Origin of the sequence: Natronospira sp., assembly GCF_007134575.1 — a bacterium.
Taxonomy (GTDB): domain Bacteria; phylum Pseudomonadota; class Gammaproteobacteria; order Natronospirales; family Natronospiraceae; genus Natronospira; species Natronospira elongata.
In genome coordinates this window covers 1-10,766 of sequence record NZ_SLKM01000200.1, presented here as the reverse complement: position 1 = coordinate 10,766, position 10,766 = coordinate 1, and the positions used below count along the sequence as shown (strand labels likewise).

Sequence of the window (10,766 nt, the reverse complement as noted above, 5' to 3'; positions counted from 1 at the left end):
CTTGCTGACGCGGGAGGAGCGGGCGGTCGAGCCATGGCTGGATCACACCACTCGGCTGCTCTGTCATGAAGCATTGAATGAGGCCCCGGGCAGCATGGCCGTGAGCAGCCGCATGACCGAGCTGTTGTTCATTCAGGTCCTGCGGCTGCTTGCTCAGCGATCCGAGACCAAAGGGTTTCTCATGGCCCTGCGGGACCGCCGCTTGAGTCGGGCGCTGAACGCCTTTCATGGTGATCCTGCCAGGGCCTGGACGCTGGAGCTGATGGCCGAGAGTGCGGGCATGTCCCGCTCGGCGTTCGCCCGCCATTTCAGTGAAATCATGAGCACGACGCCTGGGGACTATGTCAGCCACTGGCGGATGCAGTTGGCCGCCCAGCGTCTTCGGGATTCTGGCGAGTCGCTGGATGCCATCGCCGAGGCCGTGGGCTATCGCTCGCCAGCGGCTTTTAGCCGTCAGTTTCTCAGGACCTTTGGCGAGCGGCCCGGACAGTGGCGAAAGCGGCAGGGCTCGTAGGAGTGGGCCATGCCCTGGTGACAGTGATGGCCTGCCACCAGGGGAATCCGAGTATCAGCCCTCCCATTTGTGGCCGGCGAAAGCCTGGTCCAGTTCGGGATGATTCAGGTGGTTGGCGTAGTTACTCAGGGTCTTGACCGCCAGGGCCAGGACGATCTGCATGATGTGGCTTTCCTGATAACCGGCATTGAGAAATGCCTCCACGGACTTTGGGTCCGGCCGGCCGCGGCTGTCGAACATGACTCGGGTGAAACGGCTGAGGGCGGCCAGTTTGGGATCGGGAATCGCTTCGTCGTTGCGCAGCGCGGCCAGGGTGTCGGCCGGAACCTGGGAGACCTGCTCGGCGATCATGCTGTGGGCGCTCATGCAGTAGGCGCAGCCGTTGGCCCGGCTGATGGTCAGGAGAATCACTTCCTGCTCGGCGGGCTCGAAGCCGGAGAGCTCACGAAAGTACTCGTAACCGTGCAGATAGCTGCTCAGTACGCCGGGGGCCTTGGCCATGTGTGCATACATGCTGGGCACAAAACCCAGCGTGTCTTTGGCGTCCTGCAACAGGGGTTTTACCTTCTCGTCTGCATTGTCCAGTGTGACGGGATCTTGCTGAATTCGGTATTCGGCGGTCATGTGCTTCTCCAGTTGGCAGCGAGTCATTCTCGCAGGTGGACAGGGGACGACAGTGATCCTGCGCCGTTACAAGCGCGAGGCTTGTAACGGTGACGCCCCGCCAAGCGTCAAAATGGGAACGGTGCCATGCCGGTGTAGAGTGGAGGTTCGCATTGTCCGCCCTGATCGAGTTATCCTTTCCCGATGGGACATTCCGGCCATCGCAGGGCGGTGCCGGAATTCGGCTCATCCATCGGGAAAAGCACAATGCAAAACAGCCTGCATTTACTCGACCGTCGGGGATTCCGTCCATGAGCGAGACTCAGTCGGAGCCGGATCTTCTGGAGGGACTGCGCGCCGGGGATCCCGAAGCTTTTCGCAAGGCCGTGAAGACCTACGCACCCAGGATGCGACGCACGGCTTCGGCCATTGCGGGAGAGGATGCGGCGGATGACATCGTTCAGGAATGCTGGATTTCAGTGGTCCGCAACATCAAGGGCTTCGAAGGGCGTTCCGCCCTCGGTACCTGGTTGATCTCCATTGTTGCCAACCGGGCTCGCAGCCATCTTCGCAAGACCAATCGACAGGACAAGCGACGGCGAGAGCCAATCAGGGAAGAGTCGCTTGATGATCTCTTTGATCAGCGGGGTTACTGGAAGACGCCGGTCTCCGACTGGGGCAGTGCAATGCCCGAGGGCCTGCTGGAATCCGAGGAACTGCGCAATTGCTTTCGGATTCACCTGGAGCGCTTGCCCGAACAGCAGCGAGAGGCCCTGGTGCTGCGTGAGATGAATGGTTTCAGCTACGACGATATCTGCGAGGCCCTGGACGTGAGCCCGGCCAATGCTCGCGTACTCTTGCATCGCGCCAGGACGGTGCTGTTTCGCATGGTGGATGGATTCCGGGAGACGGGCGAGTGTTGAATTGTCGTCAAGCCAGTGAGTTGTTGTCCCGCTCCCGGGATGAGGAGCTGCGCTGGACGACCCGTCTGCGTCTGCGGGCACATGTGGTCTTTTGTCGCTGCTGCAGTTCCCTGGAGCGCAATTTCGACACCCTCGGGGGGCTGATTCAGGACAAGAGCGCGGACGAAGCGGACGAACAATGGACCGAGGATCTGGCAGAGAAGATCTCCCGCCAGATTTCACAGCAGTCCTCTGAGAAGGATCAGTCTGATTCAGGCGATCAGGATGAGGCTGACAACAAGAAAGATCACTGAGACCGGGAGCAATCCCTAGCTATTGACGAATCGTTCCAGAATGTCAGAGCCGATGGATTTGATCGGCACCACGATTCCCACTTCCAGTGCATCACCGAAGTCCCTGTCCAGGGCGGTTTCACCAAAGTAGATACCCAGACCCAGGCCCATATAGGACTGCAGAATCGGCGGTATCTGCCCGTCGTGTTGGGACAGGAGCGCCCGGAGGGCCTTGATCCTTCCTCGTGGGTTGTCGGGTGGTTCGGATCGGCCGGCAGCCTCGGCATCCGGCCCCTGTGGCCGGTAGCGCAAGCCCGCCTTGGCGGTTAGCAGGGGAGCGGGGGCCGCGTAGCTTGATTCCAGGAAAGCCACGGTGGCCTGCTGGGCGGCCTCCGGCATGTTGCGATAGAGTGAGACGTTACCGAAGTAGTAGCGAATCTCCGGATGGCTCCTGAGCACGGCACCGAGGCCGCTCCAGAGTGCGAAAAAGCCTTGCCGGCGGCGCCGGGCGTCGGGATTGACCACGGAGCGGCCGAGTTCGATGCTCCAGGGCAGATAGTCCCGCCGAAAGGTCGGGGAGTAGTCGAACAGTCTCGATGTCCGTAGGAGTTGGTCACCGTGCGTCTGGCTGCGCGCAGCCAGTTGATAGCGATACATGGCGACCAGCTCAAGGTGCTCCGGGTCCCATACCAGGAGCTGGCGATAGGCCAGTGGGCCGCGGTCCAGTTCGTCCAGGTCACAGTCGACACCGCGCCCGGCACCGACCTCCCGGAACACGCTTTCCCGGATGCGGCCAATCTCCATCAGAGTGGCCGGAAAGGCATCGCCGTCAATGATGTGGATCTCGAGATTGCCCACGCGGCCGATGGGCTCGAGGCCGTCAAGCTCGCGCTGTAATTCGCTGGGCGTGATCGGGGCTAGGAGTTCACTCATAAGGCACCGCCCATGTCCGAAGCCATCTGATAGCAGAGGGTTCTCAATGCCGCCGCCCGAGCCCGGTCGTCGTCGCCGAGGGTGGTCAGCCGGTCCGCTTGCAGCGGCGCACCGACAAAGAAGTCGTTGTTCCGGGGTGCTCGATACAGCATCTCCCTGGGGAGCAGCAGCATTTCCAGGTTCATACCCAGCCCCAGGCCTCGACGCAGGGCCGAAACCGCATTGAAACGCCTGGAATTCCGAGTGCCCAGGAATACCGGCACGATGGAGCGACCGTGCTGCCGGGCCATGCGCACCACCATCTTGCCCCACGGCCCGTCGCGGAGCTGGCCACCCTGTTTTCTGGATGTACGGCCGGCCGGGAAGACGAGCATCGCCGCATCGTCGGCGAAACTTTCATGCAGGACGCGGGACATATCACGCTCCGAGGCGTAACGATTCAGTGGTGCCAGAAAGGGTTGCAGGTGGCGAAAGCCCATCAGGACATTGTTGACCGGCACCTTCACATGCGGATACCAGCGCAGCAACCAGGCCAGCATGATCAGGCCGTCCAACCCGCCCTGGGGGTGGTTGCAGACGAAAATCGGCCGGGTCTCGGCGGCAGGCAAGGGGTGAACCGGCAGCCGGGCGCTGACGCCGAGCCGAGTCAGCACCGTCTCGGGAAAATGTCGGCAGGGCAGTGCCGCCAGTTCGCTCAGCCCCTCGTTGATGGTGCTCTGGCACAGCAGTCTTGCCAGCAGGGGCCAGAGCAGTCGGGGCAATTTGCCGTGCAGCGCCGGGGCCTTGTCACGGAACAGGGCCTCCACGTCAAAGCATTTTTCGGGGATGTCGCCGGGGGGCGCCGCGCCCTGGCCAGGAGCAGGCACCGGCGTCCAGGTCGTGCTCAGGGCCATCCCGTGGGCCGGCGCGGGTGATTCCTGCTGCCCAAGTTGCTCCCACAGCCATTCACCGTCCCAGTGCCAGCGAAAGGGCAGTATGCCTTCCTGTGTCGCGGTTAACAGAAAGGGCGGCAGGCCGAGGGCAAGCTGTTTTCCCAGGGTATTTCGAAGGGAGTGGGACGTGTGGCAGTGTCTGAGCCGATCCATGAGGGTGGTCAGCGCGGTCGCCGACTGCTCCGGGCCGTTGGACGGCCGTTCAGGCCGGAGCGGAAACAGCGTGAGTCGGTTTTCGCGGTTATTCATGGTCTTAGGCCGGGGTAGCTTGCTTCCGCGCTTCGTCGTCTGTCTGGGCTGCCCAGTAACGGCGGGTGGAGGTTGCCAGGCCGAATTCCGGAGGCAATTCCAGGCCGCGCTGACGCACGATCATGGCAATCACCGCCATGTGGTGAACCGCATGACTGGACAGGAACAAGACTTCCCGAATCAGACTGGAACGGGCCGTGATGACTTCTCCGCTCGTGTCCTGCCACTGGACACTGACCGTCTCGCCGCCTGAACGGTCTGCCACCCAGGCGTCGAAGCCTTCCCGCAGGGCGGCCAGGCTCTCCAGCGCCGCATGGGGAGAGGATTCAACCAGGGAATTGCGATCACGCTGCTCATAGTCGATTCGGCTGCCGCTGGCGTGAAGCACTGCCCAGCAGTGGTCGAGAATGTGGCGCAGATGCTTGCCGATGCAATAGCGACCATGGGGGCCGTCCACGAGCCGATAGGCTTCCGGGTCGAGCTCTCTGACCAGAAAACTCAACTGATCCAGGTAATCCCGGTGCTCCTCGATGGCTGCCGTTAGGGCCTCATCCCGCATGCTCTTTTCCTCCCGTCAGGTTGCTGATGGTTCTGCCTTGACCACCCAGGAGACGCCCCATTAGCTGCCTTGTTACTCGATTCTGCGGAACGCACGGGAGTTGTAACAAGAGCGAAGCTCTGCTCGTCACTCCGACGGTCCAAATTGAGGTAAATTCCACAGGAGCAAAGCATGACGAGACAAGTAAGGGGCAGTTTTCTGGGTGTGGGGGTGCTGTTGGCGTCATTGAGCCACTCAATGGTGTTCGCCGAGGCAGGTGGGGAGGGCGATCAGCCTCTGAAGCTCGATGATGTGGTGACACTGGGTGAGCGGGCAGGCCTTCGTTCACCGATGGAATCGTCGGTGCCGGTGGATATCTATGGCGGCGAAGAGCTTCGGCGTTACTCTTCCCTTGGCAATGAACTGGGCGAGGCCCTGGCCAATCTGAATTCGTCCTTCCTGTTCCCGCGCCAGTCCAATTCGGTGACCTCAGATCACATCCGGTCCGCCAGTCTGCGGGGGCTGAGCCCTGATCAGGCCCTGGTTCTGGTCAACGGAAGACGCCGGCACCCTTCGGCCGTGGTCAATGACAACACCAAGATCGGTCGTGGCACCAATGCCTTTGATTTCAATTCCATCCCCCTGTCCGCGGTCAAGCGGATTGAGGTTCTGAGAGACGGGGCCAGCGCCCAGTACGGTTCCGATGCCATCGGCGGCGTGATCAACATTGTTCTGGATGACAGCCATGAAGGCGGTGAGGTCGGCGTCAGCTATGGTGTTCACGATACCCGTGTCTCGCCGGCCAGCACACGGGAGCGGGATGGCGAGACCATCAGTGCCCATGTGAATCTCGGTCATGCCTTGGGAGAGACGGGCTTTCTTCGCTATGGCCTGGAAGTGCGAAGCCGCGACGCCACCAATCGGGCGGGGTTGGATCAGATTTCCCCTTTCCTGCCCCAGACCGACGATAATCTGGCCTTTCAGGGAACCCAGACCCATCGTGTCGGGGACCCCGAAAGCGATGAGGTGAAGCTGTGGGTCAATACCGGTGTCGATACCGCGGTGGGAGAGTACCATGCCTCGGCAACCTTCGCGGATATCGAGACGGAAGGGGCTGCTGTCTTTCGGCATCCTGACTCCAACCAGAATGTGCGCGAGATATTTCCCGACGGTTTCCTGCCGGTCACCCTTGGGAAAAATCGGGATTTCGGGCTGAGCACGGGTATTCGGGGCGTTGCCGGTGCATGGGAGACCGACCTGGCCCTCAGTCTGGGCAGGAATGATTTCCAGTTCGGCGTCAAGAATTCCCTCAACCCTTCACTGGGCCCGGACAGCCCGACCCGCTTTGATTCGGGTCGATTCCGGCTGGATCAGAGGGAACTGGCCTTCGATGCCTCGCGGAATCTGCCCGTGTTTGCAATGCCATCTCGCCTGTCGGCCGGCGCCAGTTGGCGGCATGAGGCGTTCAAGAGCCGCGCGGGTGAGCCCGCCTCATGGCTGGCGGGTGACCACGAGTTTGAGTCTGAACTGGCCGATCAGGTGGGCTTTCCGGATATTGGTTCCCAGGGGGCCAAGGGCTTGACGCCCGAGGATGCCGCCGACGTCAGCCGGGACGTGGCCAGCGGCTACCTGGAACTGTCCACGGATTTCAGCGAGCGTTTGCGGACCACGGTCGCCGCTCGCTATGAGGATTACAGTGATTTCGGCGGCACATTCACCGGCAAGTTTGCCGCCGTCTACCGCCCCGGTCCCAATCTGTCCTTCCGTGGCTCCCTGTCCAACAGTTTCCGGGCACCGACGCTCAGCCAGAGTGCCTGGTCGCGCAGTGACAACACCTTTGGCCCCGAAGGTGAGCGGGTCGCTTCCCGCCTGGTGAGAAGCGACAGCGCTGTGGGCGAGGCCTTGGGTGTGAGTGAACTGGAGGAAGAAACCGCCCGCAATATCAGTCTGGGTTTCACCGCTCGTTTGAGCGAGAGCCTGGAATTGACTGCGGATCTTTTCCGGATCGATATCGATGACCGGATCACCCTCAGTGAAAGCCTGCAGGACAGCCCCGACGGGGATGTCACCCTGGAAGAGCGAATCGGTGATTTGCCCGGCGGCGAGGGTGTTCAGGCCGTGTCATTCTTTACCAATGCGGCGGATACAAAAACCCAGGGCCTTGAGTTGATGGCGGAATGGGAGCCGGAAGTGGGCCTGGGCAGCCTGTCCATGGATCTGGCCTTCAGTTATATCGAAAACCGCATTCGCCGAACCGGGGAAGCGGTCAGCGAGATGACCGAGATCAATCCCGATTTCGAACTGGTGGGCGTGGCGGAACGCAATACCCTGACCACGGCCACGCCGGAGCGGCGCCTGATCGCCGGCGGTCGCTGGCAACTCGGTGCCTGGGAATTCAGCGGGCGGGCCCGCTACAACAGCGCGGTGGAGCGGGTGTTCGCCTTTGCCAGTCAGCGTTTCAGCAGCGAGACCGTGTTTGATGCGTCGGTAGGCTATGCGCTCAGCGAGACGACCCGTTTCGATTTCGGTGCCGAGAATCTCTTCGACACCTATCCGGACGAGTCGGAGAATGCCAATAATTTCTTCGGCAATTTCGCCTTTGATCCGATCAATCCGGTCGGGCTGAACGGGCGTTTTGTCTATGCCCGCCTGGCGCATTCATTCTGAGAGAGACGGGGGAAATCCTTTTGACAGCCGGGCGAAAGCCTGTAAAATATCCCCCGCTTCCAACGCTAGTCGCGTAGCTCAGCTGGTTAGAGCACCACCTTGACATGGTGGGGGTCGGTGGTTCGAGTCCACTCGCGACTACCAGGTTTTCGGGAAAGCATCGTCGGCGCCCGCCACGATGCTTTTCTTTTTTCCAAGTGGCCCCTCGTAAAGGTCACCACTGAGAAAAGGATCGACAAGCATGCCAGTCATTACCCTTCCCGATGGTTCCCAGCGCGAATTCGATCAGCCCGTGTCCATCATGGACGTGGCCGCCGATATAGGCCCCGGCCTGGCCAAGGCCACTCTGGCCGGCAAGGTCGACGGCGAGCTGAAAGATGCCTGCGATCTCATCCACGACGATGCCAATCTTCAGATCATTACCCCGCGTGACGAGGAAGGCCTGGAGATCATTCGGCACTCCTGCGCCCACATGCTGGGGCAGGCGGTCAAGCAGCTGTACCCCGAGGCCCGGATGGCCATCGGCCCGGTGATCGAGGACGGCTTCTATTACGACATCCGCCACGATGCCGGCTTTACGCCGGAGGATCTGGAAAAGATCGAAGCCCGGATGAAGGAGCTGATCGCCCAGGAGTACGATGTCATCAAGAAGGTCACCCCCCGGGACGAGGTGCTGCGGATCTTCCGTGAGCGGGGTGAAGACTACAAGGTGACCCTGGTGGAGGACATGCCCGAGGTGAAGGAAATGGCCCTCTACTACCACCAGGAATACATCGACATGTGTCGCGGGCCCCATGTGCCCAATACCCGTTTCTGCAAGGCCTTCAAGCTGACCAAGCTGGCCGGGGCCTACTGGCGGGGTGATGCCGCCAATGAAATGCTGCAACGGGTCTATGGCACCGCCTGGGGTGACAAGAAGGGCCTGAAGCAGTACCTCAAGCGTCTCGAGGAAGCCAAGAAGCGCGATCACCGCCGCTTCGGCAAGCGCCTGGATCTCTTCCATACCCAGGAAGAGGCCCCGGGCATGGTGTTCTGGCACGACAATGGCTGGCGCATCTATACCGAGATTCAGGATTACATGCGCCGCAAGCTGCGCCGGGCCGGCTATTCCGAAGTTCACACCCCCGAGATCATCGACCGCAGCCTGTGGGAAAAGTCCGGGCACTGGGAGAAGTTCCGGGATGACATGTTCGTCACCGGCTCCGAGGACCGGGAATTCGCCATCAAGCCCATGAACTGCCCGGCCCATGTGCAGATCTACAACCACGGTCTGCGCAGTTACCGGGATCTGCCACTGCGGATGGCCGAATTCGGTTCCTGCCACCGCAACGAGCCCTCCGGGACGCTCCACGGTCTGATGCGTGTGCGCAATTTCGTCCAGGACGATGCTCACATCTTCTGTACCGAGGAGCAGATGCTGCCGGAGGTCTCGGACTTCATTGATCTGCTTTACGAGGTCTATCACGATTTCGGCTTCACCGATGTACTGGTGAAGCTGTCCACGCGGCCGGAAAAGCGGGTGGGCTCGGATGACGTCTGGGATCGCTCCGAGAAGGCGCTGGAAGACGCCCTCAACCAGAAGGGCCTGGACTGGGACCTGCAGCCGGGGGAGGGCGCCTTCTACGGGCCCAAGATCGAGTTCTCCCTGCGCGATTCCCTGGGCCGGGTCTGGCAGCTGGGCACCATGCAGCTGGATTTCTCCATGCCGGAGCGTCTCGGTGCGCAATATGTGGCGGAAGATGGCGAGAAAAAGACCCCGGTCATGCTCCACCGAGCCATTCTCGGCTCCATCGAGCGGTTCATCGGTATTCTGATCGAGGAAAACGCCGGAGACCTGCCCACCTGGCTGGCTCCCACCCAGGCGGTGGTGCTCAATATCACCGATCGGCAGGCCGATTATGCCCGTGAAGTGGCCGAAAGCCTGCAAAATCAGGGTTTTCGCGTCGAATCGGACTTGAGAAACGAGAAGATCGGCTTTAAAATTCGCGAACACACCATCCAAAGAGTGCCCTGGCTGCTGGTAGTCGGGGATCGTGAGATGGAATCTGACCAAATAGCCGTGCGCACCCGCAGCGGCGAAGATCTCGGCAGCATGAGCCGGGCAGACTTCGCCGAGAAGCTGGCGGGGGATGTCGCACGGCTCGGTCGTCGTTTGGAGGATTGAAATATCGCTGCCAAGAACAAGGTCCGCCGCAACAAAGACATTCGGGCCCCGAAAATCCGGCTGATTGATCAGGAAGGGGAGCAGTTGGGCATTGTCCCTGTCGAGCAGGGTCTGGAAGCGGCCGTAGAGGCCGGCATGGACCTGGTCGAAGTCTCGCCCAACGCCGAGCCTCCGGTTTGCCGGATCATGGACTACGGCAAGTTTGTCTTCGAACAGAAGAAGAAGCAGGCCGGGCAGAAGAAGACCAAGCAGATGCAGGTCAAGGAAGTGAAGTTCCGGCCCAACACGGATAGCAATGACTATCAGATCAAGCTCCGGAATGCGACGCGCTTTCTTGAAGACGGCAACAAGGTGAAGGTGACCCTGCGCTTTCGCGGGCGCGAGATGCTCCATCAGGACATCGGTCGCGATCTGCTCAAGCGCGTTGAGGAAGACCTCAAGGAGCTGGCTTCAGTGGAGCAGTTCCCCAAGCTGGAAGGCCGTCAGATGATCATGGTGCTCGGGCCCAAAAAGAAATAAGGGCCCGTTCCGTGAAAGAACTCGCTCAGGGAAGGGCGGGATAAGCAAAAAGCGGGGAGTGGATGGTCCGCTCCTTCGTCCCTGGTGGCTAACGCCCGGCAGTCGGAAAGGCCGGGGGCCAGGAATAAACGCCAATGGAGAGCAACATGCCGAAGATGAAGACCCATCGCGGCGCGGCCAAGCGTTTCCGCAAGACCGGCAGTGGCCGGATCAAGCGGAACCAGTCCCACCGCCGCCACATCCTGACCAAGAAGAGCACCAAGCGGAAGCGTCAGCTGCGCAGCGCCTCGTATATCCATGCGAGCGATGTGAAGCTGATCGAGCGCATGCTGCCCGGCAAACTCTAAGGAGGCCTGACGATGCCACGAGTAAAACGCGGAGTGAACGCGCGCGCACGTCATAACAAGGTCCTCAAAGAGGCCAAGGGTTATTACGGCGCTCGCCGCAAGACT

The 10,766-nt window shown here is 61.0% G+C and carries 11 protein-coding genes, 1 tRNA gene and 1 pseudogene; 9 read left to right on the top strand and 4 right to left on the bottom strand.

The genetic code is table 11. The annotated features are described in order from the left end of the window. On the top strand, window positions 1-514 hold a 514-nt coding region (locus ACJWXQ_RS07955), incomplete at its 5' end, for an AraC family transcriptional regulator (RefSeq protein ID WP_406672541.1). Between the two features lie 54 nt (window positions 515-568). Here ACJWXQ_RS07955 and ACJWXQ_RS07950 read toward each other — a convergent pair. Further along, complete coding sequence (locus tag ACJWXQ_RS07950; RefSeq protein ID WP_346052741.1) at window positions 569-1,138, bottom strand: carboxymuconolactone decarboxylase family protein; 570 nt, start codon at window positions 1,136-1,138, stop codon at window positions 569-571. Between the two features lie 290 nt (window positions 1,139-1,428). On the opposite strand from ACJWXQ_RS07950, the gene ACJWXQ_RS07945 reads away from it, so the two are divergent. Beyond that, window positions 1,429-2,040, top strand: coding sequence for an RNA polymerase sigma factor (locus ACJWXQ_RS07945; protein ID WP_346052743.1), 612 nt, complete (start codon window positions 1,429-1,431; stop codon window positions 2,038-2,040). Then, entirely contained in the window at window positions 2,034-2,333 is a 300-nt protein-coding gene (locus tag ACJWXQ_RS07940) for a hypothetical protein (RefSeq protein ID WP_346052745.1), read from the top strand. Before ACJWXQ_RS07945 ends, ACJWXQ_RS07940 begins: the two co-directional genes overlap by 7 nt. A gap of 15 nt (window positions 2,334-2,348) precedes the next feature. On the opposite strand, the gene ACJWXQ_RS07935 is transcribed toward ACJWXQ_RS07940, so the two are convergent. The 3 genes from ACJWXQ_RS07935 to ACJWXQ_RS07925 are packed head-to-tail and all read right to left on the bottom strand — an operon-like array spanning window position 2,349 to window position 4,985. Then, on the bottom strand, window positions 2,349-3,245 hold the full coding sequence (locus ACJWXQ_RS07935) for a GNAT family N-acetyltransferase (RefSeq protein WP_406672540.1): 897 nt from the start codon (window positions 3,243-3,245) through the stop codon (window positions 2,349-2,351). Then, window positions 3,242-4,426: a 1-acyl-sn-glycerol-3-phosphate acyltransferase gene (locus ACJWXQ_RS07930; protein WP_406672539.1), complete on the bottom strand. Its 1,185-nt coding sequence runs from the start codon at window positions 4,424-4,426 to the stop codon at window positions 3,242-3,244. Before ACJWXQ_RS07930 ends, ACJWXQ_RS07935 begins: the two co-directional genes overlap by 4 nt. A gap of 4 nt (window positions 4,427-4,430) precedes the next feature. Then, on the bottom strand, window positions 4,431-4,985 hold the full coding sequence (locus tag ACJWXQ_RS07925; protein ID WP_346052751.1) for a DinB family protein: 555 nt from the start codon (window positions 4,983-4,985) through the stop codon (window positions 4,431-4,433). 171 nt (window positions 4,986-5,156) lie between these two features. Here ACJWXQ_RS07925 and ACJWXQ_RS07920 point away from each other — a divergent pair, with 171 nt between their 5' ends. The 6 genes and pseudogenes from ACJWXQ_RS07920 to rplT form a co-directional block, all read left to right on the top strand. Then, on the top strand, window positions 5,157-7,631 hold the full coding sequence (locus tag ACJWXQ_RS07920; RefSeq protein ID WP_346052753.1) for a TonB-dependent receptor: 2,475 nt from the start codon (window positions 5,157-5,159) through the stop codon (window positions 7,629-7,631). 67 nt (window positions 7,632-7,698) lie between these two features. Next, window positions 7,699-7,775, top strand: a tRNA-Val gene (locus ACJWXQ_RS07915). Between the two features lie 97 nt (window positions 7,776-7,872). After that, complete coding sequence (gene thrS, locus ACJWXQ_RS07910) at window positions 7,873-9,795, top strand: threonine--tRNA ligase (RefSeq protein ID WP_346052755.1); 1,923 nt, start codon at window positions 7,873-7,875, stop codon at window positions 9,793-9,795. A gap of 3 nt (window positions 9,796-9,798) precedes the next feature. Then, a complete protein-coding gene (infC, locus tag ACJWXQ_RS07905; protein ID WP_346052768.1) occupies window positions 9,799-10,314 on the top strand; it encodes a translation initiation factor IF-3 in 516 nt (171 codons plus the stop codon). Between the two features lie 146 nt (window positions 10,315-10,460). Beyond that, window positions 10,461-10,661, top strand: coding sequence for a 50S ribosomal protein L35 (gene rpmI / locus ACJWXQ_RS07900; RefSeq protein WP_346052770.1), 201 nt, complete (start codon window positions 10,461-10,463; stop codon window positions 10,659-10,661). Window positions 10,662-10,673: 12 nt separating this feature from the next. Continuing rightward, a pseudogene (gene rplT / locus ACJWXQ_RS07895) lies at window positions 10,674-10,766 on the top strand (50S ribosomal protein L20); the annotation flags it as partial.